The sequence below is a fragment of the Pseudomonas cistanchae genome (genome assembly GCF_054483635.1).
The window spans coordinates 644756-668905 of record NZ_JBTLWN010000001.1; the positions used below are offsets into that span (position 1 = coordinate 644756).

General features: G+C 58.7%; 20 protein-coding genes. 11 read left to right on the plus strand and 9 right to left on the minus strand.

Features of this window, described 5'->3' with window-relative positions; genetic code table 11:
• Positions 1 to 44: 44 nt before the first annotated feature.
• Complete coding sequence (locus ACX0MV_RS03020; RefSeq protein WP_458981014.1) at positions 45 to 2480, minus strand: penicillin-binding protein 1A; 2436 nt, start codon at positions 2478 to 2480, stop codon at positions 45 to 47.
• A gap of 184 nt (positions 2481 to 2664) precedes the next feature.
• Here ACX0MV_RS03020 and ACX0MV_RS03025 point away from each other — a divergent pair, with 184 nt between their 5' ends.
• The 11 genes from ACX0MV_RS03025 (at position 2665) to hemE (ending at position 18343) form a co-directional block, all read left to right on the plus strand.
• On the plus strand, positions 2665 to 3726 hold the full coding sequence (locus ACX0MV_RS03025) for a pilus assembly protein PilM (protein ID WP_458981015.1): 1062 nt from the start codon (positions 2665 to 2667) through the stop codon (positions 3724 to 3726).
• Positions 3726 to 4298, plus strand: coding sequence for a PilN domain-containing protein (locus tag ACX0MV_RS03030; RefSeq protein ID WP_458981016.1), 573 nt, complete (start codon positions 3726 to 3728; stop codon positions 4296 to 4298). The genes ACX0MV_RS03025 and ACX0MV_RS03030 overlap by 1 nt, the downstream gene beginning before the upstream one ends.
• Complete coding sequence (pilO, locus tag ACX0MV_RS03035) at positions 4295 to 4915, plus strand: type 4a pilus biogenesis protein PilO (protein WP_458981017.1); 621 nt, start codon at positions 4295 to 4297, stop codon at positions 4913 to 4915. The genes ACX0MV_RS03030 and pilO overlap by 4 nt, the downstream gene beginning before the upstream one ends.
• Complete coding sequence (pilP, locus tag ACX0MV_RS03040) at positions 4915 to 5439, plus strand: type 4a pilus biogenesis lipoprotein PilP (protein WP_458981745.1); 525 nt, start codon at positions 4915 to 4917, stop codon at positions 5437 to 5439. Before pilO ends, pilP begins: the two co-directional genes overlap by 1 nt.
• A gap of 53 nt (positions 5440 to 5492) precedes the next feature.
• Positions 5493 to 7595 carry a type IV pilus secretin PilQ gene (locus ACX0MV_RS03045; RefSeq protein ID WP_458981746.1) on the plus strand — a complete coding sequence of 701 codons (2103 nt, stop codon included), beginning with the start codon at positions 5493 to 5495 and terminating at the stop codon, positions 7593 to 7595.
• Positions 7596 to 7599: 4 nt separating this feature from the next.
• Complete coding sequence (gene aroK / locus ACX0MV_RS03050; protein ID WP_458981018.1) at positions 7600 to 8118, plus strand: shikimate kinase AroK; 519 nt, start codon at positions 7600 to 7602, stop codon at positions 8116 to 8118.
• 51 nt (positions 8119 to 8169) lie between these two features.
• A complete protein-coding gene (aroB, locus tag ACX0MV_RS03055) occupies positions 8170 to 9267 on the plus strand; it encodes a 3-dehydroquinate synthase (protein WP_458981019.1) in 1098 nt (365 codons plus the stop codon).
• 16 nt (positions 9268 to 9283) lie between these two features.
• Positions 9284 to 10876: an AAA family ATPase gene (locus tag ACX0MV_RS03060; protein WP_458981020.1), complete on the plus strand. Its 1593-nt coding sequence runs from the start codon at positions 9284 to 9286 to the stop codon at positions 10874 to 10876.
• A 244-nt stretch (positions 10877 to 11120) separates the two neighbouring features.
• Positions 11121 to 15569 carry a glutamate synthase large subunit gene (gene gltB / locus ACX0MV_RS03065; RefSeq protein WP_458981021.1) on the plus strand — a complete coding sequence of 1483 codons (4449 nt, stop codon included), beginning with the start codon at positions 11121 to 11123 and terminating at the stop codon, positions 15567 to 15569.
• Between the two features lie 115 nt (positions 15570 to 15684).
• Entirely contained in the window at positions 15685 to 17103 is a 1419-nt protein-coding gene (locus tag ACX0MV_RS03070; protein ID WP_458981022.1) for an FAD-dependent oxidoreductase, read from the plus strand.
• 169 nt (positions 17104 to 17272) lie between these two features.
• The gene (gene hemE / locus ACX0MV_RS03075) at positions 17273 to 18343 is read left to right on the plus strand and encodes a uroporphyrinogen decarboxylase (protein WP_458981023.1); all 1071 of its coding nucleotides are present in this window, start codon (positions 17273 to 17275) and stop codon (positions 18341 to 18343) included.
• Between the two features lie 22 nt (positions 18344 to 18365).
• Here hemE and ACX0MV_RS03080 read toward each other — a convergent pair whose 3' ends face one another.
• From ACX0MV_RS03080 to ACX0MV_RS03115, 8 genes are all read right to left on the minus strand, one after another.
• The gene (locus ACX0MV_RS03080; RefSeq protein ID WP_458981024.1) at positions 18366 to 18605 is read right to left on the minus strand and encodes a hypothetical protein; all 240 of its coding nucleotides are present in this window, start codon (positions 18603 to 18605) and stop codon (positions 18366 to 18368) included.
• Positions 18606 to 18749: 144 nt separating this feature from the next.
• The gene (locus ACX0MV_RS03085) at positions 18750 to 19193 is read right to left on the minus strand and encodes an excinuclease (RefSeq protein WP_458981025.1); all 444 of its coding nucleotides are present in this window, start codon (positions 19191 to 19193) and stop codon (positions 18750 to 18752) included.
• An 89-nt stretch (positions 19194 to 19282) separates the two neighbouring features.
• Positions 19283 to 20521, minus strand: coding sequence for a beta-ketoacyl-ACP synthase (locus tag ACX0MV_RS03090; RefSeq protein ID WP_458981026.1), 1239 nt, complete (start codon positions 20519 to 20521; stop codon positions 19283 to 19285).
• On the minus strand, positions 20521 to 21249 hold the full coding sequence (gene fabG, locus ACX0MV_RS03095; protein ID WP_458981027.1) for a 3-oxoacyl-ACP reductase FabG: 729 nt from the start codon (positions 21247 to 21249) through the stop codon (positions 20521 to 20523). The genes ACX0MV_RS03090 and fabG overlap by 1 nt, the downstream gene beginning before the upstream one ends.
• On the minus strand, positions 21242 to 21709 hold the full coding sequence (locus tag ACX0MV_RS03100) for a hotdog family protein (RefSeq protein ID WP_458981028.1): 468 nt from the start codon (positions 21707 to 21709) through the stop codon (positions 21242 to 21244). Before ACX0MV_RS03100 ends, fabG begins: the two co-directional genes overlap by 8 nt.
• Entirely contained in the window at positions 21706 to 22905 is a 1200-nt protein-coding gene (locus tag ACX0MV_RS03105) for a beta-ketoacyl-[acyl-carrier-protein] synthase family protein (protein WP_458981029.1), read from the minus strand. The genes ACX0MV_RS03100 and ACX0MV_RS03105 overlap by 4 nt, the downstream gene beginning before the upstream one ends.
• Positions 22905 to 23405 (minus strand): DUF3261 domain-containing protein, encoded by a 501-nt coding sequence (locus tag ACX0MV_RS03110; protein ID WP_458981030.1) that lies wholly within the window; start codon positions 23403 to 23405, stop codon positions 22905 to 22907. Before ACX0MV_RS03110 ends, ACX0MV_RS03105 begins: the two co-directional genes overlap by 1 nt.
• On the minus strand, positions 23402 to 24142 hold the full coding sequence (locus tag ACX0MV_RS03115; protein WP_458981031.1) for a class I SAM-dependent methyltransferase: 741 nt from the start codon (positions 24140 to 24142) through the stop codon (positions 23402 to 23404). The genes ACX0MV_RS03110 and ACX0MV_RS03115 overlap by 4 nt, the downstream gene beginning before the upstream one ends.
• Between the last annotated feature and the right edge of the window lie 8 nt (positions 24143 to 24150).

Consider the following 24150-nt stretch of genomic DNA (forward strand, 5'->3'; position numbering starts at 1 on the left):
TAAAAAACCCGCTGCGGCGGGTTTTTTATTGGCTGGATTATCTTCTAGAACAGGTCGAGCGGCGCAGACTCGTCTGCCGGCAGCGGGCTGCCAGGAATACCCAGGCTCGGATCAAGCTCGCTCATTGGGGGCGGCGTGTCTTCGCTTTTGAACAGCTCGAAATAGGCGTCCGGCGCCCCTGGCAGCGCAGCGCGGCCGCTATAGGGGTCTATGCGCAGCGTCAGCATGCCTTCGGGCTCAGGCGGTAGATTGCTGGGCTTGTCTTTCAGCGCCGCGCTCATGTAATTCATCCAGATTGGCAGCGCAACGGTACCGCCATACTCGTTGCGGCCCAGGCTCTCCGGCTGATCGAAACCTGCCCAGACTGTCGTGACGTAGTCGCCGTTGTACCCGGAAAACCAGCTGTCCTTGGATTCATTGGTGGTGCCAGTCTTTCCCGCCAGGTCATCGCGGCCCATGGCCATGGCACGTCTGCCCGTGCCACGCTTGATCACGTCCTGAAGCATGCTGGTCATGATATAGGCGGTGCGTTCGTCAATGATCCGTTCGGCTGCTACTGGGTCGCCAGCGTCGACCGATTGCGCCGAGTCATTCAGGGCGACTTGAACAGCACCTGGCTGCGCATCGGTGCTTTCGGGTTGAGCCTTCAGCGCCGTGGGCGTGCTGACAGGGTTGGCAGTGAACAGCGTGGTGCCGTCGCGATCATCGATACGGGCGATCAGGTAAGGCTGGATTTTGTAGCCGCCGTTGGCGAAAACCGTCCAGCCCGTAGCGATCTCCATTGGCGTCAGGTTGGCGGTACCCAGTGCGAGGGAAAGATTGCGCGGAAGCTCCTGCCTGTTGAAGCCGAAATGGCTGACGTAATCAAGCGCGTAGTCGATGCCGATCGCTTGCAGCAGGCGAATGGACACCAGGTTGCGTGACTTATACAGCGCCTCGCGCAGGCGGATCGGACCGAGGAAGGTGTTGTTATCGTTCTTCGGCCGCCAGGCTTCGCTCATCCCCGCTTCCTGAAAGACGATAGGCGCATCGTTGACCAGGCTCGCAGCGGTGTAGCCGGCGTCCAGTGCGGCGCTATAGACGAAGGGTTTGAAGCTGGAACCTGGTTGGCGCTTGGCCTGAACTGCGCGGTTGTAATTGCTCTGTTCAAAAGAGAATCCGCCAACCAGCGCACGGATCGCGCCCGTGTGCGGTTCGAGCGAAACCAAAGCGCTTTGTGCCGATGGCAGTTGCACGAAATGCAAACTGCCATCGTCCTGGCGCTGTACGCGAATCAGATCGCCTATCTGCGCGACATCCGCCGGTTTCTGCGGACGCGGTCCGAGGCTATTGGTATTAAGGAACGGTCGTGCCCATTTCATACTGTCCCAGGCAACCGCTTCTTCCGCGCCACTGCGCAGGAGGACCAGAATTCCGCTTTTTTCTACCTGGGTGACAATCGCCGGCTCAAGGCCGCCGAGCGAGGTCCGCTTGCTTAATTCGGCTAGCCAGGTTTCCTGGGTCATACCCGGTAGGCGGCTTTCGGGGCCGCGATAACCATGGCGTTGATCGTAAGCGATCAAGCCTTCGCGCAGCGCAAAGTTAGCAGCAGTTTGCAGATCGCTTGGCACCGTGGTGAATACGTTAAAACCTTCTGTGTAGGCTTCGCTGCCGTAACGGCCAACCATTTCCGCGCGGGCCATTTCTGCAATGTAGGGTGCCGCCAGTTCGGGTGTCGGCGCGTGATAGCTGGCGCTGTTAGGTTCAGCCAAGGCGCTTTCATAACGCGCTTTCTCGATGCGTCCCAGGGCGTACATGCGGCCCAGAATCCAGTCGCGGCGCTCTTTGGCGCGGCTCGGATTGGTTAGTGGGTTGAAGCGCGATGGCGCCTTTGGCAAACCGGCAATCATCGCGAGCTGCGCAAGGCTGAGCTCTTTGATGGATTTGCCATAATAGATCTGGGCTGCTGCCTCGATTCCGTATGCGCGGTGGCCAAGGTAGATTTTGTTGACGTACAGCTCAAGGATTTCGTCCTTGGTCAGCTCGCGCTCAATCTGCAGTGCGAGGAGAATCTCGGTGATCTTGCGCGAAAAACTCCTCTCGCTGGTGAGGAAGAAATTCTTTGCCACCTGCATCGTGATGGTGCTGCCACCCGTTTGAATTTGCCCGCTTTTTAATATTTGCGTGGCAGCGCGCATCAGGCTGGTAAGGTCGACGCCATAATGATTTGCGAAATTGTCATCCTCGGCCGATAACAAAGCACCGATGAAGTCTGGAGGGATGTCTGCGAAGGCGATCGGCGAGCGGCGCATCTCGCCAAACTCCGCGATCAGCTTGGCGTCGCTGCTGTAAACCCGAAGTGGGATCTGCAACTGGATGCTGCGCAAGGATTCGACGGATGGGAGGCTGGGGCTAAGATAAAGAAAGGCCCCGCTCAAACTGAGCAGCAGCCCACAAAATATTGCGACACCCGACCAGCAAAATAGCTTAAGCAAACGCATCAAGATCTTCGGATTTCCAAGTAAAAGAACGGGTTAAGTGCAGTAGAAGGTTAAAAGACAAAAACTGTTCACATTATAAGCGGTTTTTTTACTAGGTAGCCATTTGCGCTTCTGTCAAGACTGATATTTAATGTGAAAAAACATAAACAGTCCGTAAGTCGCGGATGCTAATAGGAAATCGGTCGTGCTAGGGCTCTTCAATAAGAAAGCGAATACGCTACTGGGGATCGATATCAGCTCGACCTCCGTCAAGCTCCTCGAATTGAGCCGCTCCGGAAGCCGCTACAAGGTAGAGGCTTATGCGGTTGAGCCGCTCCCGCCAAACGCGGTTGTCGAGAAAAATATCGCCGAGCTTGAAGGGGTGGGGCAGGCGCTAACTCGCGTTCTCGCGAAAGCCAAGTCTGGAGTACGTACCGTTGCCGTTGCGGTGGCCGGCTCTGCGGTGATCACCAAAACCATCGAGATGGAGTCGGGTTTGTCCGACGACGAGCTTGAAAATCAGCTGAAAATCGAAGCCGATCAATACATTCCTTATCCGCTGGAAGAAGTCGCAATCGACTTTGAAGTCCAGGGGGCCTCGCCTCGCAATCCTGACCGGGTCGAAGTATTGCTGGCAGCATGCCGTAAGGAAAACGTGGAGGTGCGTGAGGCTGCACTCGCCTTGGCCGGCCTCACTGCAAAAGTGGTCGATGTTGAGGCGTACGCGCTAGAGCGAGCCTATGGCCTGCTCTCCCAGCAGCTTGGTGGTGGCGATGAGCTGACTGTTGCGGTTGTCGACATCGGCGCGACGATGACGACCCTAAGCGTTCTGCACAACGGGCGAACGATCTATACGCGTGAGCAGTTGTTTGGTGGCAAGCAGCTTACCGAAGAAGTCCAGCGCCGCTATGGTCTCTCCGTCGAAGAGGCTGGCCTGGCAAAAAAACAGGGAGGGCTTCCAGATGACTACGACAGCGAAGTGTTGCAGCCGTTCAAAGAGGCGGTAGTGCAACAAGTTTCTCGCTCATTACAGTTTTTCTTCGCCGCTGGCCAGTTTCACGATGTTGATTATATTTTGCTGGCCGGTGGTACCGCATCGATTCCGGACCTCGATCGCTTGATCCAACAAAAGATTGGCACTCAAACATTGGTAGCCAATCCATTTGCGGACATGGCGTTAAGCAGCAAAGTTAATGCGGGCGCCTTAGCGAGTGATGCGCCTGCATTGATGATTGCTTGTGGCCTGGCGATGAGGAGTTTCGACTAATGGCGCGGATTAACCTTCTTCCTTGGCGTGAGCAGCTCCGCGAAGAGCGCAAACAGCGATTCTTGGTCACGCTGGGTGGTGTTCTAATTATTGCGGCTGGCGCCGTATTCCTGGGTGATCAGTACCTCAACAACGCGATTGAGCGGCAAGATGCGCGCAACGAATTCGTGCAGAAAGAAATTGCTGTGTTGGATGCTCGCATTAAGGAAATTAGTGAGTTAAAGACACGCCGTCAGCAATTGATAGAGCGTATGAAGATTATTCAGGATCTGCAGGGTAACCGGCCAATAATTGGACGAGTATTCGATCAGCTTGTAAGAACATTGCCTGATGGTGTCTATTTTACTGCGCTAAAAATGGAAGATAAGACAATATCTATTGTTGGTGCAGCTGAGTCGAATAATAGAGTATCTAATTTAATGCGGAATCTTGATGCGTCGGAGTGGTTAGCTTCGCCCAATCTAACTGAAGTCAAGTCTGTAACCGCTGGCGCGGTTGATCAAGCGAACGTGTTTCAGTTAACAGTTCAGCAAACTCAACCTGAGCTAGAACCAGAGGAGGCAGCTAAATGAGCATGAGTGAAGCTTTAGATGGCCTTCGTAAAGTGGATCTAAGCGAATTAGATCTGAACAATGTTGGTTCTTGGCCTTCGGCGATTAAGTTTATTGCTGGGCTTCTACTTTTAGTTGTGGTAGTCGGCCTTGGCTATAATTTTCATCTTAAGGAATTGCAAGAGCGTCTTGCTCAGAGCGAAGCTCAGGAGGTTGTATTAAAGGAACAGTTTTCAAGCAAAGCATTTCAAGCTGCAAATTTGGAAGCTTATAAAGATCAAATGAAAGAGATGGAGGTTTCTTTTGGTGCTTTATTGAGGCAGCTACCAAGCGATACCGAGGTTCCCGGCCTGCTTGAAGATATTACCCGAACTGGTCTAGGTAGTGGGTTAGAGTTTGAGGAAATTAAGTTGCTTCCGGAAACGGCCCAGCAGTTTTATATAGAATTGCCCATTGAGATTAAAGTGGTGGGTTCTTATCATGATCTTGCAACCTTTGTAACTGGAGTCGCAAGCTTGCCACGAATAGTTACTCTCCATGACTTTGAATTAGTACCAGCGAGAAATGATACTGCGTCTAAGTTGCGTATGAGTATTTTGGCTAAGACCTATCGCTATAACGATCAGGAGGCTAAATGATGAATTTTGTTCGGCCCCTCATTGTTTTTTCATTTTTATCTTTAGTCGGTTGCGGTTCGGCAAGAGATTTTAGTGATTTACAAACGTATATGGACGAGGTGCGAGCTCGTCCGCAAGGTGCTATCGAACCAGCTCCGATTTTTCAGCCTTACGAGAGCTTCGCGTATAGCGCTGCCTCTATGCGTAGCCCATTTCAGCCGCCCGTCAAAATAGAGGTCGTAAATCGACAAAAAGGCACTCAGGAAATAAAGCCTGATGAGTTAAGGGTTAAACAGTTTCTTGAAGGTTTCAATATAGAGATTTTTGAAATGGTTGGTACGCTCTCTAACGATGAAGGTGTATATGCGTTAGTCAGTGGTGCGGGCGGTGTGCATCGAATTAAATTAGGTGATTATCTCGGTAGAAACTATGGCAAAGTAGTTGCTATAGAAGATTCAAAAATTGATGTGATAGAAATTGTTCCAGATGGTGAGGGTGGCTGGCTGGAGCGACCGCGGAGTCTCTCCCTTAAGGAGCGCTCATAATGAGCGGAGTAGATATGATAAAAAATAATCGGTCTGCCAATCGGAAATTTATAATGAATAACTCTCTTTTACGTGTTGGCTTTTCGCTTTTTGTGGTAGCACTGTCCCCAGTTCTTTTAGCGGCCGATTTGCAAACTTTAAATGTAGCTGCTCTGCCTGGTGATAGGGTTGAGTTAAAGCTTTCATTTGATGAGCCTATACTTGCTCCCAAAGGCTATACCATTGAACAGCCGGCGCGTATCGCTCTAGATCTACCTGGAGTATCGAATAAGCTGGGAACAAAAAGTCGTGAGTTAGGTGTAGGTAATGCGCGCAGCGTAACCGTAGTAGAGGCTAAGGATAGAACTCGTTTAATTATTAATTTAACAAACTTAGCTCCTTATGCTACTCGAGTAAGCGGAAACGATCTTTATGTTGTAGTTGGCGGTGAAGCTAGTCGTAATGCCGCGGTGCCGAAGTCAGATGCGGTAGTGGTAGGTGGCCCGGCGCAAGAAAAAATATATGCACCTAAAGGCCGAGCTATAAATAATATTGATTTTCAACGCGGCGAGGATGGAGAAGGTAATGTCGTCATTACCCTGTCTAGCGCTGCAGTTAGTCCAAATATACAGGATCAAGGTGGGAAGATTCGTTTGGATTTTGCTAGAACCGAGCTTCCAGAAGCATTGAGAGTGAAATTGGATGTGAAGGATTTTGCTACTCCAGTTCAATTTGTTAGCGCAACTGGCGGTGCGGATAAGGCTAGTATAATTATTGAGCCAGCAGGTGTTTATGACTACTTGGCTTATCAGACGGACAATAAGCTTACATTGAGTATAAAAGCCTTAACTCCAGATGATGTTGAGAAGCGTAAAAGTGAGCGGTTTACTTACACAGGGGAGAAGTTATCGCTTAATTTTCAAGATATTGATGTTCGCTCAGTTCTACAGTTGATAGCTGATTTCACGGATTTGAACTTAGTTGCTAGCGACACTGTTCAAGGAAATATTACTCTGCGTTTGCAAAATGTACCTTGGGATCAAGCTCTGGATTTGGTCCTTAAAACTAAAGGCCTAGATAAACGTAAAGTAGGTAATGTTCTTCTTGTTGCCCCTGCTGACGAGATTGCTGCTCGTGAACGGCAAGAGCTTGAGTCTCAAAAGCAGATAGCAGAGCTTGCCCCTTTGCGTCGTGAGCTAATTCAAGTTAACTATGCGAAGGCTGCCGATATGGCTAAGCTTTTTCAGTCGGTTACCAGCGCCGAGGGGAGCGCCGATGATCGAGGTTCAATAACCGTCGATGATCGTACAAACAGTATTATTGCTTATCAGACGCAAGACCGCTTGGATGAGCTACGTCGAATTGTTGCTCAATTAGATATTCCTGTGCGACAAGTTATGATTGAGGCTCGTATTGTTGAAGCTAATGTTGATTATGATAAATCGCTTGGTGTTAATTGGCGCGGCGCTCGTGTAGGGGATAATAACTTCGTAGTTGGCGGGCGAGGAGGTAACCGTCCTGGGGCGCCAGGATATGGGCAGAACGCAGGCGTACAAGCGCCAACCCCTTCATTAGGTACTTTTGTAGACATGGGCGCGAGTGGGGCTACATCAGGTATAGGTATAGGTTTCTTAACAGATAACACTATCCTTGATCTCGAATTGTCGGCCATGGAAAAAACCGGGAACGGTGAGGTGGTTTCTCAGCCGAAAGTAGTAACTTCGGATAAAGAAACAGCAAAAATTCTTAAGGGCTCTGAGGTTCCTTACCAAGAGGCAAGCTCCAGCGGGGCCACTAGCACTTCCTTTAAAGAGGCGGCTCTGTCGCTTGAAGTTACGCCGCAAATCACACCTGATAATCGGATTATTGTAGAGGTAAAGGTCACAAAAGACGCTCCAGACTTTTCTCAAGCAGCCTCTACAGGTGGCGTGCCGTCAATAAGTAAGAATGAAGTTAATGCAAAAGTTCTGGTTGCTGATGGCGAGACAATAGTAATTGGTGGTGTGTTTACGAATACACAATCTAAATCTGTCGACAAGGTCCCGTTTTTAGGCGATTTGCCATATGTTGGCCGCCTATTTAAGCGCGACTTGGTTCAGGATAAGAAATCAGAGCTTCTTATTTTTCTGACCCCACGAATCTTAAATAATTCATCAGTAGCAGCTGCTAATCGTTAATAGAGTGAAAAATCTGATCCTTGTTGGCCCGATGGGTGCTGGTAAAAGTACCATCGGGCGTCTGCTTGCCAAAGAGCTGCGGGTGCCTTTTAAAGATTCCGACAAGGAAATCGAGCAGCGTACCGGTGCCGATATTCCCTGGATTTTTGATGTGGAGGGTGAGCAGGGCTTTCGCGAGCGTGAGCAGGCGGTGATTGTCGAACTATGCGAGCTGGATGGCATGGTTCTAGCCACTGGCGGCGGTGCCGTCATGCGCTCTGGCAATCGAGACGCACTGCGGCGTGGCGGTCGGGTTGTATATCTGCATGCTTCAGTCGAGCAGCAGATCGATCGAACATCACGTGACCGGAATCGGCCGCTATTGCGTAACGGTAATCCAGGTAAGGTTCTTGCGGACCTGCTTGCTGTTCGCGATCCGCTTTACCGCGAAATTGCAGACGTGATCGTTGAAACCGACGAGCGCCCGCCTCGCTTAGTTGTGCAAGAAATTCTAGAACGTTTAGAAGCGCTACCTCCCCGTTAAAGCGCAGCTCGAACTGCGCTATCCTAGAGCCCTTTTGAAAGTGAGGGCCACATGCAAACTCTCCACGTCGATCTCGCCGAGCGCAGCTATCCGATCTTTATCGGCACGGGGCTGACGGCCCGGGCTGATTTATTGGCCGCTCACATCGCCGGACGTCAGGTCGCCATCGTCACCAATGAAACAGTAGCGCCGCTATATTTGTCGCGTCTTGAGACTACGCTCTCAGCTTTCAGTACTACGTCGATCGTCCTACCTGACGGCGAAGCCTTCAAGAACTGGGAAACACTTCAGCTGATCTTCGATGAGCTGCTGAAGGCGCGCCATGATCGAGGCACCACCGTTATTGCGTTGGGTGGCGGGGTCATCGGCGATATGGCGGGATTTGCTGCCGCCTGTTATCAGCGCGGAGTCAACTTCATTCAGATTCCTACGACGTTGCTGTCTCAGGTCGACTCATCGGTTGGCGGCAAGACGGGCATCAATCATCCGCTTGGCAAGAATATGGTCGGCGCTTTTTACCAGCCGCAAGCGGTATTGATTGATATCGAGAGCTTGAACACCCTCCCTGCCCGTGAGCTGTCCGCCGGGCTCGCCGAGGTGATCAAGTACGGCCTTATTTGCGATGAGCCTTTTCTAGGCTGGCTCGAGGACAATATGTCGGCACTGCGGGGGCTTGATCCAGCGGCGCTGAGCATTGCGATCGAGCGTTCATGCGCTGCCAAGGCGCGCGTGGTTGGGGCCGACGAGCGGGAGTCTGGCGTCCGCGCCACGCTCAATTTAGGTCATACCTTCGGCCACGCGATCGAAACGCATCAGGGCTACGGGGTTTGGTTGCATGGTGAAGCGGTGGCTGCCGGGACGGTCATGGCGCTCGACATGTCGTGTCGGCTGGGCTGGATCGGTGCCAACGAGCGCGACCGAGCCGTACGCTTGTTCTTGGCGGCTGGCCTGCCTGTTGTGCCACCGCTGGATATGACGCCAGAGCACTTTTTAGAGCATATGGCGGTCGATAAGAAGGTCTTGGATGGCCGCTTGCGCCTGGTGTTGTTACGCGCCATTGGCGAGGCTGTTGTGACGAGTGATTTTCCTCGCGAGATTTTGAATGCAACGCTTAGTGCAGATTACGCTGCACGGCTGAATCAGCTTTAGACATTAAGAGTGCCCCATGACCAGTTTGCATGCTGACGAGGCTTTTCTCGATCACTACCAGTTCAGCCATGACCCCTTTGCCGCGCGGGTCCCAGGCTTCAAGTTTTTCCCCGCCCAGCGCAAGCCAGTGCTGGGCCAATTGCACCACCTTGCTCGCTACAGCCAGTTGCTGCTAGTAGTGACCGGCCCGAAAGGCAGCGGCAAGACTTTATTGCGACAGGCCTTGGTGGCCAGCACCAATAAACAGACGGTGCAAAGCGTGATCGTGTCCGCCCAGGGTGCGGCGGATCCCGGCAGCCTATTGCGGCAGGTCGCTCAGGGGCTGCAGTTGAAACAAGCAGAGCCGGCTGCAATATTGGCGCAGGTTGGGCAGCTTGCGCTCACAGGGCAAGAAGTTTATCTGCTGGTCGATGACGCTGAAGAGCTGAGCGATGCGGCAGTGGCAAGTCTGTTGACGCTGGCGGCAGGAAATAGCGAGGGCAAGCCCCACGTTTTCCTGTTTTCCGAGCCGGAATTGACCGCCCGACTAGAGCGATTGGCTGACGGCGAGGAGTGCTTTCACATCATTGATCTGCAGCCCTACGCCGAGGAGGAGACGCGGGAATACCTGGCTCAGCGCCTGGAAGGCGCGGGCCAGAGTATTAATGTGTTTTCCGATGAGCAGGTCGCCTCGATTCATGAGGCTGCTGATGGGTGGCCGGGCCTGATCAATCAGGTTGCACACGAAACCCTGATTGAAAATATGCTGGCGCAAAAAGGCGCCGCCAAGCGTGCGGGGTTTGCCATGAAGCTGCCTAGGAAGCATTTGTTGGCGCTCGCCGTGGTCGGTGTCGGCGTCCTTGCCGCATGGTTTATGCAGGGGCAGCAGGTAGACTCGCCGCCCGCGCCGATCTCCGCACAGTTACCGCTGGAGGGAGAGCCGCCTACGCAGGCGGTTGTGGACCAGCCCGCTGTCGCGCCTGGCGAGTCGCCCTCAATCGAATTCGAGGGTGCCAATCAGCCGCTGCCCCTGCCATTGGTGGGTGAGGCTCAACCCGTTATCCGAGAGCCTTTGGCTCAGGCCGCTGGTTTAAGCGGAGCCGAGGAGGCTGATGTTCAAGGTGGCGCCACAATCGAGGCCGAAGAGGCTGCAGAGATACCGGTATCACCCCCTGTTGCGCCACCCGCTGAACTGGGTGCAGCAGTGAAGCCGCCTGTCGCTACCGAGCCCGCCGCTCCTGTAGCTGCTGCCCCTGCGCCGATCAAGTCTGAGCCAAAGCCTGCCGTAGCCGCAGCGTCCAGCCCCGCCCCAAAGGCTGCTGAGTCCGCGCGCGCAGCGCCAGCGAGCGATTGGTATGCGGCGCAGACAGCCAGCCATTACACCTTGCAGATCCTGGGTGCGCGCGCGCAGAGCAGCGCGGAAGCGTTCGTGAAGGAGCAGGGTGGGCAGTATCGCTATTTCAAAAAGCAGCACCAAGGAAAGCCACTCTATGTGGTGACGTATGGCAGTTTCGCAACTCGTCAGGCTGCTCAGGCTGCACTGAAAAATTTGCCGGCCAAGGTGCAGGCGGGCAAGCCGTGGCCGCGTACGTTCGCCAGCATTCGCCAGGAAATTTCTTCGGCGCCCTAGTCTGCCCAGGCTCTCTCGACAAGTGACTGACTGGTCGTTAGCACGACCTTTCAGTCTCTTCCTTCGTTTTCGCGACATAACCGTTCAGCAGGTCGTCACGAAGATTTGTGACGGCTTGGGTGGATATGTACAATGACCTCCCTTTTGCCTGCGCACAGCTGGAGCCTGTTCCTGCCTGCGAGTTAAGTGGTTGAATTAAAAAGCAATTTGCCTGTTGTTAGAGGCAGTCTGGTGAGAGTTCCCTATGAAAGCAGGTCTATACCATCCTGATGAGTTCAAGGATAACTGCGGCTTCGGCTTGATCGCCCATATGCAAGGTGAGGCGAGTCATCACCTGCTGCAAACCGCCATCGAAGCGCTTACCTGCATGACCCACCGCGGCGGTATCAACGCCGACGGTAAAACGGGCGATGGTTGTGGACTGCTCATTCAAAAGCCGGACCAGTTTCTGCGCGCCATCGCCCAGCAAGAATTCGCTGTCGATCTGCCTAAGCAGTACGCCGTCGGCATGGTGTTCCTCAATCAGGACCCGGCCAAAGCGGAAGCGGCTCGCGCGAACATGGACCGCGAAATCACCAGCGCCGGCCTTCACCTGATCGGTTGGCGCAAGGTACCGGTCGACGCCAGCGTGCTCGGCCGTCTTGCGCTTGAGCGTTTGCCGCAGATCGAGCAGGTGTTCATCGGTGGCGAAGGCCTGTCCGATCAGGAGTTTGCGATCAAACTGTTCAGCGCGCGTCGTCGCTCTTCGGTCGCCAATGCCGACGACAGCGACCACTACATTTGCAGCTTCTCGGCAAAGACCATCATCTACAAAGGCCTGATGATGCCGGCCGACCTGCAGCAGTTCTACCCGGACCTGGGTGATGAGCGTCTGCAGACCGCGATCTGCGTGTTCCACCAGCGCTTTTCCACCAACACCCTGCCGAAGTGGCCGCTGGCCCAGCCGTTCCGTTTCCTCGCCCACAACGGCGAGATCAACACCATTACCGGTAACCGCAACTGGGCCCAGGCGCGTCGCACCAAGTTCGCCAACGAGATGATTCCGGATCTTGAGGAGCTCGGACCACTGGTCAACCGAGTCGGTTCGGACTCGTCGAGCATGGACAACATGCTCGAGCTGATGGTCACCGGCGGCATCGATCTGTTCCGCGGCGTGCGCATGATCATCCCGCCAGCGTGGCAGAACGTCGAAACCATGGACGCCGATCTGCGCGCGTTCTATGAATTCAATTCCATGCACATGGAACCCTGGGATGGCCCAGCCGGCGTGGTGCTCACCGACGGCCGCTACGCTGCCTGCCTGCTTGATCGCAATGGCTTGCGTCCGGCGCGCTGGGTCACCACCACCAATGGCTATATCACCCTCGCCTCGGAAATCGGCGTGTGGAATTACCGGCCCGAGGATGTCATTGCCAAAGGCCGTGTCGGCCCAGGCCAGATCCTCGCGGTGGATACCGAAACCGGCCAGGTGCTCAATACCGATGACATCGACAACCGGCTGAAGTCCCGTCATCCGTACAAGCAGTGGCTGCGCAAGAGCGCGCTGCGCATCCAGGCGACCATGGAAGACAACGACCATGGCTCGGCGTTTTACGACGTCGATCAGCTCAAGCAGTACATGAAGATGTACCAGGTCACCTTCGAAGAGCGTGATCAGGTGCTGCGTCCTCTGGCCGAGCAGGGTCAGGAAGCGGTTGGTTCGATGGGCGACGACACGCCGATGGCCGTGCTGTCGCAGCGCGTGCGTTCGCCTTACGACTACTTCCGCCAGCAGTTCGCCCAGGTGACCAACCCACCGATCGACCCACTGCGCGAAGCCATCGTCATGTCGCTGGAGATCTGCCTCGGCGCCGAGCGCAACATCTTCGAAGAGTCGCCGGAGCATGCGACCCGCGTGATTCTGAGCAGCCCGGTGATTTCTCCAGCCAAATGGCGTGCGCTAATGACGCTGGAGCGCGCGGGTTTCGAGCGCCAGATCATCGACATGAACTACGACGAGTCGATGGGACTGGAAGCAGCCGTGCGCAATATGGCTGACCAGGCTGAAGAGGCCGTGCGCGCCGGCAAGGCCTTGCTGGTTCTCAGCGATCGGCATATCGCCCCTGGCAAGCTGCCGGCCCATGCCGCGCTGGTAACAGGCGCGGTGCACCACCGCCTGACCGAGAAAGGCCTGCGTTGCGATTGCAACATCCTGGTCGAGACCGCCACGGCCCGCGATCCGCATCACTATGCGGTGCTGCTCGGTTTTGGTGCCTCCGCGGTTTACCCCTTCCTCGCGTATGAGGTGTTGGGTGACCTGATCCGCACCGGCGAAGTGCTGGGCGATCTGTATGAAGTGTTCAAGTACTACCGCAAGGGCATCTCCAAGGGACTCTTGAAGATCCTCTCGAAGATGGGCATTTCCACGGTCGCGTCCTATCGCGGCGCGCAGCTGTTCGAGGCGGTCGGCCTGGCCGACGACGTTACCGAGCTGTGCTTCCGTGGTGTCGCCAGTCGGATCAAGGGCGCTCGTTTCGTCGATATCGAAGCCGAGCAGAAGCTCCTGGCCGCCGAAGCCTGGAACAGCCGCAAGCCGATCCAGCAGGGCGGTCTGCTCAAGTTCGTCTATGGCGGCGAATACCACGCCTACAATCCCGATGTGGTTAACACGCTGCAGGCTGCAGTGCAGCAGGGCAACTACGAGAAGTACAAGGAATACAGCGCGCTGGTCGATACCCGGCCGGTGTCGATGATCCGCGACCTGCTCACCTTGAAGCTGGCCGACCAGCCGCTGGCGCTCGATCAGGTCGAGCCGCTGGACGCGATCCTCAAGCGCTTCGACTCCGCGGGGATCTCCCTCGGCGCGTTGTCGCCGGAAGCCCACGAGGCCATCGCCGAGGCGATGAACCGTCTGGGCGCGCGTTCCAACTCCGGCGAGGGCGGCGAAGACCCGGCCCGTTACGGCACCGTGCGCAGCTCGAAGATCAAGCAGGTGGCCACCGGCCGCTTTGGGGTGACTCCTGAATACCTGGTCAACGCCGAAGTGCTGCAGATCAAGGTGGCGCAGGGCGCGAAGCCCGGTGAGGGCGGCCAGCTGCCCGGCGGCAAGGTCAACGGGCTGATCGCCAAGCTGCGGTATGCAGTGCCGGGCGTGACCCTGATTTCGCCACCGCCGCACCATGACATCTACTCGATCGAAGACCTGGCGCAGCTGATCTATGACCTCAAGCAGGTCAACCCGGCTGCCCTGGTGTCAGTCAAGCTGGTGGCGGAAGCCGGTGTCGGCACCATTGCCGCTGGCGTGGCCAAGGCCTATGCCGACCTGATCACCATCTCCGGCTACGACGGTGGTACCGGCGCTTCGCCGCTGACGTCGATCAAATACGCCGGCGCACCCTGGGAACTCGGCCTGGCCGAAACCCACCAGACCCTGCGCGGCAATGACCTGCGCGGCAAGGTACGGGTACAGACCGACGGTGGCCTGAAAACCGGCCTGGATGTGGTCAAGGCCGCCATCCTCGGCGCCGAAAGCTTCGGCTTCGGTACCGCGCCGATGATCGCCCTGGGCTGCAAGTACCTGCGTATCTGCCACTTGAACAACTGCGCCACCGGCGTGGCCACGCAGAACGACAAGCTGCGTAAGGACCACTTCATCGGCACCGTCGAAATGGTGATGAATTTCTTCACCTACGTCGCCGAAGAAACCCGCGAGTGGCTGGCCAAGCTCGGTGTGCGCAGCCTAGAAGAGCTGATCGGGCGTACCGATCTGCTCGATATCCTGCCGGGTGAAACTGCCAAGCAGAACCATCTGGACCTGAGCCCGCTGCTCGGCAGCGATCATATTCCGGCCGACAAGCCGCAGTTCTGCCAGGTCGAGCGCAACCCGCCGTTCGACCAGGGCCTGCTCGCCGAGAAGATGGTAGAGCTGGCCAAGTTGGCGATCGATGCCGCCAGCGGCGGCGAGTTCGAGCTGGACATCTGCAACTGCGACCGCTCCATCGGTGCCCGCGTCTCCGGCGAAATTGCTCGGGTTCACGGCAACCAGGGCATGGCTAAGGCGCCGATTACCTTCCGCTTCAAGGGTACTGCCGGGCAGAGCTTCGGCGTGTGGAACGCCGGCGGCCTGAACCTGTATCTGGAAGGCGATGCCAACGATTACGTCGGCAAGGGCATGACTGGCGGCAAGCTGGTGATCGTTCCGCCCAAGGGCAGCCCATTCAAGACCCAGGACAGCGCCATCATCGGCAACACCTGCCTGTATGGCGCCACGGGTGGCAAGCTGTTCGCCGCTGGCACCGCGGGCGAGCGTTTCGCCGTGCGCAACTCGGGCGCCCATACCGTGGTAGAAGGTACTGGCGACCATTGCTGCGAATACATGACCGGCGGTTTCGTCTGCGTGCTGGGCAAGACCGGCTACAACTTCGGTTCCGGCATGACCGGGGGCTTCGCCTACGTGCTTGACCTGGACAATAGCTTCTACGACCGGGTCAATCATGAACTGGTGGAAATCCAGCGCATCAACAACGAGGCCATGGAGGCCTACCGCAGTCATCTGCAGCGCGTGTTGAGCGAATATGTGCAGGAGACCGCCAGCGAGTGGGGCGCTCATCTGCTGGAAAACCTGGATGACTACCTGCGTAAGTTCTGGCTGGTCAAACCCAAGGCCGCCAGCTTGAAGTCGCTGCTGTCCAGCACCCGCGCCAACCCGCAATAAATGTCGTTTCAAGCTGCCAGCCGAGTGCCTGATCAGGTGCTCGGCTTGCAGACTTACCGTGATGTGTCATGCAGCTAGCCCGCTCCGGCCCGCAGCTGCTGTAAAGAGGTTTGCTATGACTGAACGTCTGAATAACGACTTCCAGTTCATCGAAGTCGGGCGTAAAGACCCGAAGAAGAAGCTGTTGCGTCAGCGCAAGAAAGAATTCGTCGAGATCTACGACAACTTCAAGCCGGCCCAGGCCTGCGATCAGGCGCATCGCTGCCTGGGTTGCGGCAACCCCTATTGCGAGTGGAAGTGCCCGGTGCACAACTACATCCCCAACTGGCTGAAGCTGGTGTCCGAGGGCAACATCCTCGCCGCCGCCGAACTGTCGCACCAGACCAACACCCTGCCGGAAGTCTGCGGCCGCGTCTGCCCGCAGGACCGCCTGTGCGAAGGTGCCTGCACCCTCAACGACGGCTTTGGCGCGGTGACCATCGGCTCGGTGGAGAAGTACATCACCGACACCGCTTTCGCCATGGGCTGGCGCCCGGACATGTCCAAGGTCAAACCGACCGGCAAGCGTGTCGCTGTGATTGGCGCAGGCCCGGCCGGCCTGGGTTGCGCCGACGTGCTGGTGCGCAACGGCGTGACGCCGGTGGTGTTCGACAAGAACCCGGAAATCGGCGGCCTGCTGACGTTCGGCATTCCCGAGTTCAAGCTAGAAAAGACCGTGCTGAGCAATCGCCGCGACGTCTTCACCGGCATGGGCATCGAGTTCCGCCTGAACACCGAAATCGGCAAGGACGTGACCATGGAAGCGCTGCTCGCCGAGTACGACGCGGTCTTCATGGGCATGGGCACCTACACCTACATGAAAGGCGGTTTCCCCGGCGAGGACCTGCCAGGCGTCTACGATGCCCTGGATTTCCTGATCGCCAACGTCAACCGCAACCTCGGTTTCGAGAAAAGCGCGGAAGACTTTATCGACATGAAGGGCAAGCGCATCGTCGTGCTCGGCGGTGGCGACACCGCGATGGATTGCAACCGCACCTCGATTCGCCAGGGCGCCAAGAGCGTGACCTGCGCCTATCGTCGCGATGAAGAAAACATGCCGGGCTCGCGCAAGGAAGTGAAGAACGCCAAGGAAGAGGGCGTGAAATTCCTGTTCAACCGCCAGCCCATTGCCATTGTCGGCGAGGACAAGGTTGAAGGCGTGAAGGTGGTCGAGACCCGTCTTGGCGAGCCGGATGCCCGCGGCCGTCGCAGCCCCGAGCCGATTCCCGGTTCCGAAGAAATCATCCCGGCAGAAGCCGTGCTGATCGCATTCGGTTTCCGCCCGAGCCCGGCGCCTTGGTTCGAGCAGTTCAGCATCGAGACCGACAGCCAGGGCCGCGTTGTCGCGCCGGAGCAGAGCCAGTTCAAGCACCAGACCAGCAACCCGAAGATCTTCGCTGGTGGCGATATGGTGCGCGGCTCGGACCTGGTGGTGACAGCGATCTTCGAGGGGCGCAACGCCGCTGAAGGCATCCTGGATTATCTGGGCGTCTGATCGGTAGGCCGCTCACCACCTTGTCGGCCCGGTGCGCGCGGCGCACCCTACGACGGGCGAGGCAAATCGTCGCGATAGACAAAAGGCACGGCACTCGCCGTGCCTTTTGTTTGGTGGTCTGCGAAAATGCCCGCACTTTTTTTGCCGCCGCCTCTTGCTCGGGATTGCCATGACTGCCCTGAAAAACGACCGTTTCCTGCGTGCCCTGCTCAAGCAGCCTGTGGATGTCACCCCGGTGTGGATGATGCGCCAGGCCGGTCGTTATCTCCCGGAATACCGCGCCAGCCGGGCCAAGGCCGGTGATTTCATGAAGCTGATGATGAACCCCGAGTTCGCCTGCGAAGTCACCTTGCAGCCGCTGGACCGTTATCCGCAGCTGGATGCGGCCATTCTGTTCTCGGACATCCTGACCATTCCCCATGCCATGGGCCAGGGCCTGTATTTCGAGACGGGCGAAGGCCCGCGCTTCAGGAACGTCATCAGCAGCGGCGCCGATATCGACGCGCTGCCGATCCCCGATCCAGAGAAAGACCTCGGTTACGTGATGGACGCGGTGCGCACCATCCGCAGCGCGCTGAACGGCCGCGTGCCGCTGATCGGCTTCTCCGGCAGCCCCTGGACCCTGGCGACCTACATGGTCGAAGGCGGCTCGTCGAAGGATTTCCGCAAGTCCAAGGCCATGCTCTACGACAACCCGCAGGCCATGCATGCCCTGCTCGACAAGCTGGCGCAATCGGTCACGTCCTACCTCAACGGCCAGATCAAGGCCGGTGCCCAGGCCGTGCAGATCTTCGATACCTGGGGCGGCAATCTGTCTTCCGCGGCCTATCAGGAGTTCTCCCTGGCCTATATGCAGAAGATCGTCGACGGCCTGATCCGCGAGCATGACGGCCGCAAGGTGCCGGTCATCCTGTTCACCAAGAATGGTGGGCTATGGCTGGAATCCATGGCCGCGACCGGCGCGGATGCCCTCGGTCTGGACTGGACCTGCGATATCGGCCAGGCGCGCATGCGGGTCGGTGGTCAGGTGGCGCTGCAGGGCAACATGGACCCGACCACCCTGTACGCCAAGCCGGCGGCCATACGCGCCGAGGTGGCGCGCATCCTGGCCAGCTACGGCAGCGGCTCGGGTCATGTGTTCAATCTGGGCCACGGCATCACCCCGGAAGTCGACCCCGCTCACGCTGGGGCATTTCTCGAAGCCGTGCACGAGCTGTCCGCGGCCTATCACACCGCCTGAAACGCAGTCGCGTCGAGCGCGCTCAGGGCCTGTTCACCCGGATGTCGGTGATGCCGAGCGTTTCAGCCTGCGAAAGAATTTCCGCAGGTGTGGCGTCGGGCGCCGGCATTGCCAGGCTGTTCTCGGCGTCGGCGAAGTGCAGTTCGATCAGGTGCAAGGCCGCTTCGTGCACAGGCAGCGCATCATTCTGCATATCGAACGGATGGCGGCGCGGTTCGCTGTTGAAGCGGTAGGTAATTTCGAACGGACGGGACGAAGGCATTGGTAATCCTCGGAGTCGGTTGCGATGCGGCGGTGTGCGCATCGTTTTAATTGACTCGAGGGTCAGCTTGTTTGTTCAGTTCCGATTGAGTGGGCCGTTCGCTGCAATCTGCCGCCGCACTCGCGGCAGGTTGCAGCAGCAGGTTTACTTGACGTTGGCCAGGTCTGCCTTGAGTGCAACGCCGGCCATGATGGCGCCTGCGTGGCATTCATACTTCTGCGGGTCCTTGTATTCGACGTTCTTGTAGTTGCTGGCAATGTTCACCACGGCATTGGCACCGGCGGCCTTGGCAGCGCTCTGCATGCGGATCAGCGCCGATTGCAGCACCCAGCTGCAGGCCTCTTCATCGCTCTTGTTGAAAGCATTGGTTTTCTGGCTGGTGGTGACACCGGCCTTCACCACGTTGACGTTGCCGGCGGGCTTGTTGCCTGCCAGGTAGAACTTCACGCTGCCATCGAGGCGGCCAGCGTTGATGGCTTCCTGCACCACGGCATCGAACGGCAGGAAGTGCGCCGTATCGCGGGCCTGGCTCACGCCGGGCAGGGCACTCAGGCAAAACGCAGCGATGATCCAATTCTTCATTTTCATTACGGTCTCCTTGTGGGTAATAACTGCGGGTACAGCAGGTTGCGCAAAGCGGAACGGCAATCAGTGTAATCGGTGCGCCCGAGCGGAGCCTACTGGCTCCAGCGCCGGAAGATCAGCGAAGTGTTGACTCCGCCAAAGGCGAAATTGTTGTTCATCACGTACTCGTGGCTCATCTCGCGGAACTCGCCACGCAGGTAATCCAGCTCGCCGCAGGCGGGATCGACTTGTTCCAGGTTCAAGGTCGGCACGTAACGGTTGCGGTTCATCATCTCGATGCTGAACCAGGATTCCAGCGCGCCGCACGCGCCAAGCGTATGGCCGAAGTAGCTTTTCTGCGAGCTGATCGGCATCTGCGCGCCGAACAGGCTGCTGGTGGCAAGGGTTTCCGCGACATCGCCCTGTTCGGTGGCGGTGCCGTGGCCGTTGACGTAGCCGATGGCCGACGGTTCCAGGCCGGCATCGTCGAGGGCCAGCTGCATGGCGCCGCGCATGGTCACCAGCTCGGGTTTGGTGGCGTGCTGGCCGTCTGAGTTGCAGCCGAAGCCGACGATCTCGGCATGGATGCGCGCGCCGCGGGCCAAGGCGTGTTCCAGCTCTTCCAGCACCAGAATGCCGGCCCCTTCGCCGATCACCAGGCCGTCGCGGCCACTGTCGTACGGGCGCGGCGACGTCTGTGGCGCATCGTTCTTCAGGCTGGTGGCATAGAGTGCGTCGAACACCATGGCCTCGGTCGGGCAGAGTTCTTCGGCGCCACCGGCGACCATCATCTTCAAGCGGCCGAACTTGATCGCCTCAAAGGCGTAACCGATGCCCTGGCTGCCGCTGGTGCAGGCGCTGGAGGTCGGAATCAGACGGCCTTTGAGGCCAAAGAAGATACTAATGTTGGCCGCGGTGGTGTGCGGCATCATGCGGATGTAGGAGTTGGCGTTGAGGCCATCGGCGACCGAATTCAGCAGCATGTTGCCAAACGCCTTGACCTCCTCGGTGCTGCCGGTGGACGAGCCGCAGGCCACGCCCATGCGACCGTCCTGGATGCAGGGGTCGCCGAGCAGCCCGGCGTCGTCCAGGGCCTTTTCAGCTGCGTAAACGGCAAGCTTGGAAACGCGACCCATGCTGCGGGTCTGCTTGCGGTTCCAGTGTTTGGGTTGCACGAAATCATCCACCGGACCGCCAAGCCGGGTATTCAGCTCGCTGAACCTGTCCCACTCGTGCATGTAGCGAATGCCGCTACGGCCCGCCTTGAACGCCGCCTCGATGCTCGCCCAGTCGTCGCCCAGCGACGTCACACCGGCCATGCCGGTGACCACAACCCGTTTGCATCCGTTCATCAACACAACCCGCCGTTCACTGCGAGGACCTGGCGGGTGATGTACGCCGCTTCCTCGGACATCAGAAAATTCACCGCGCCGGCCACTTCTTCCGGCGTGCCCATGCGCTGCGCAGGGACCATCTTGAGAATCTCTTCGACCGGCACCTGATCGTCGAGAATCTCGGTGTCGATCAGCCCCGGCGCCACGCAGTTGACCGTGATCTTGCGCTTGCCCAGCTCGATCGCCAGGGCCTTGGCCGCGCCGATCACGCCGGCCTTGGAGGCGCTGTAGTTGACCTGGCCGCGGTTGCCGATCAGGCCGGATACCGAGGTGATGCAGACGATGCGGCCGGGTTTGCGGCGGCGGATCATCGGCATGCTCAAGGGGTGCAGCACATTGTAGAAACCGTCGAGGTTGGTGCGCAGCACCTGATCCCAGTCATCCTCGCTGAGCGCCGGAAAGGCACCGTCGCGGGTCAACCCTGCATTACACACGACCCCATAATACGCGCCGTGCGCTTCGATATCGGCCCCCAGCACCTGGCGGCAGGCGGCACGGTCGGAAACGTCGAATTGCAGGATGCGCGCCGAACGGCCGAGTGCCTGGATCTGCGCCTGCACCGCCTCGGCTTCGTCGCGGCGCGAGCGGCAATGCAGAACGATATCGAAACCGGCCTGGGCCAGGCGCACGGCAATCGCGCGGCCGATGCCACGGCTAGAGCCGGTTACCAGAATCGGATCATTCATGGGCGGGGTCCTTGGGTGGTTCGTGAAGGTAGCTGGCCACCTGGGGTGGACAGAATACGTTGAGGCGGGCGCTGGCCTGGATGCCGGGGCCCTCGAGGTGGCACTCGAACACGCCCATGCCGTTGTCGTCCTGCAACGAGCGCAGCGCCTTGATCCGCAGCTCGGCACCCAGCGCGAAGCGGTCGACATTGCACTGGTAGTTGCGCGTGCCGAGAAGAAAGCCCAACTGCACCGGTTGCCCGGCCTGACGCGCCTGGCAACCGGCGTACGCAGCGACGCTCTGCGCCATCAGTTCGATGCCGACCCAGGCCGGCAGGCTGCCGTCGGCCTGGTTGAACAGGCCGCCGGCGCGCACGCACAGGCGGGTTTCCACATCGTCTTCGCCAAACCGCTGCACCGCTTCGATGAGGATCATGTCGCCGGCATGGGGCAGCAATTCGGCAATCGGCCACTGGATCATGGGGCGTCACCCTGTGTTTCACCGAGAATCAGGCTGACGTTGCTGCCACCGAAGGCGAACGAATTGCTCATCAGCCGGCGGCCATGGGCGCGGCGCATGACGGCACTGTGCGGGACCAGCTGCAAGGCCGGCAATCCCGGCTCGGCCACACCATCCCAGAGGTGTGGCGGCAGCGCGTTGGCGGGGTTGTACTCGCTCAGGCTCAGCCAGCAGAACGCCGCTTCCAGCGCCCCGGCCGCGCCGAGGGTGTGGCCGGTCAGCGGCTTGGTCGAGGAGCAGGGCACGCCTTCCGGGAACACTGCATGGACGGCCAGGCTCTCCATGGCGTCGTTGTGCGTAGTGGAGGTGCCGTGCAGATTCAGGTAGTCGATCTCGCTGGCGTGCAGGCCGGCGGTTTGCAGCGCCTTGTGCATCGCCTCGCGGGCGCCAAGGCCCTCCGGCTGAGGCGCGGAAATATGATGGGCATCGGAACTGGCGCCACCGCCGAGCAGCGCTATCGGCCCCGCTTCGCGGGTCATCAGGAACAGCGCCGCGCCCTCGCCGATATTGATGCCGCGGCGGTTGGCGGAAAACGGGTTGCAGCGCTCGCTGGCAATGGCTTCCAGGGCGGCAAAACCGTTCAGGGTCAGGCGGCACAGGCTGTCGACACCACCGCAGATCAGCGCATCGCATACCCCCTGCCTGAGCAGACGGTGCGCGCTGAGCAGGGCGCGGGCGCTGGAGGTGCAGGCGGTCGACTGGCAGTACACCGGGCCGCTCAGGCCCAGCCAGTCGGCGAGGAAGCGCGCTGGCGCGACCATTTCCTGTTGTGCGTACTGGTAGCCCGGCGGCAGCGCGCCGTCACGCAGAAAGCGGCCGATGCTGTCGCTCGCCTCGTCGATGCCTGAGGTGCTGGTGCCCAGTACCAGGCCAACCCGGTCCGCGCCGTAACGGGCGATGGCGTCGCGCAGCGGGGCCTCGATCTGCAGCGCAGCGGCCAGCAGCAGCTGGTTGTTACGGCTTTGCGCCTGTTCCAGGCCGGCGGGCATGGCGGGCAATTCGCCGCGCACCGCACCGACGGTCAGGCTGCGCTGGTCGACCCAGCCCTCCTGCAGCTGCATGCCCGAGGCATCGCCAGCGAACAGGGCGTTGGCCACCGCACGCTTGCCGTGACCGAGGGCGCACACCAAGCCCAGGGCGTTGAGGTAAGCGGGCATCAGGGTATCTCTTTGTCGAGGAGCTCGGAGACCTGATAAGTCGGGCCTTCGGCGTGAATCAGGGTGAAATCCAGGGGCGCACGGTAACTGATTCGCCAGTGCGGGTTAAGCCGCCGCTGACCGTCGGCAAGCACCTGCCAGCCGCCGGCCGGATAATGCTGCGCCAACTCAGCCGGCGGCGTCAGGGCGAACAGCAGGGCGGCAAACAGTTCGCGCGCTTCGCCATTGGGCGGCAGCAAACCTTCGTTCTGCCACCTGCCGTCACGCAGCAGCTGGCGGGCCAGCGGCACGCCAAGCGGGTCGAACAGCGACCAGCGCAAGGTCTGCCCTTCGCCCTGCACCACCAGCCACCAGGCCTGCGTAGTGCTGGCCTGTTGCCGCTCGATCTGCAGCGCCACCGGCAACTGTGCGACGAAGGGCGGCGGCACAGCGGGCAATGGCGTATGGGTGCTGCAGGCCGCCAGCAGCAGACACAGCCCGAGCAGAAGGCTGCGCGTCATGACTGGCCCACGCCGAGCGGCTTGCGCGCCACCGCATTGACCAGGGTCTCGTCACGCTGGCCAGGCGGTTTCGCCCGGCGCAGCCCCCAGCGTTCGAGCAGGCCGAAATCCGTCGAACGGCTCCACCACAGATAGGGGTAGGACACATTGCCTTCGCCAAACGTGAAGCCCTGGGCGCGCAGCATGGCGAGGTACTCGTCGGCGCTTTTCTGCACGTGCATCGGGTGGCGAAACAGCCAGCGGATCACCCAGGTGTCGATGTAGTACTTGGTCGATTCGGCGAACAGCAGCAGGCCGCCGGGCTTGAGCACACGCCAGAATTCGGCCAGCGCCTGCTCCTGCTCGACCAGGTGATGGAAAGTCTGGTGGCAGAACAGCAGGTCGACGCTGGCATCCGGTAGGTCAATGGCCGCGCAGTCGCTGGCGATCAATTGCACCTCGAGCCCCTGGCGTTCAGCTTCGGCGCGCGAGCAGTCGAGGCTGTGTGGGTCGGCGTCCAGGCCGATCATCCGTGCCGGCTTGAAGGTCTCGGCCAGCAGGCCGAACGATTTGCCCTGGCCGCAGCCGGCATCCAGCAACACCGGCGAATCCGGCCACTCATCGCGCAGGCGCTTGAGGTCATTGATCGCCACGCGCAGCACATGGTGCTGCCAGACGTGACTCTGCAGAAACCAGAAGCCGAAACGGGTTTCCTCGACGTAGGTCGGGGAACTGGGGCTGGGCGCGGCGTTGTGCATGACTGTCC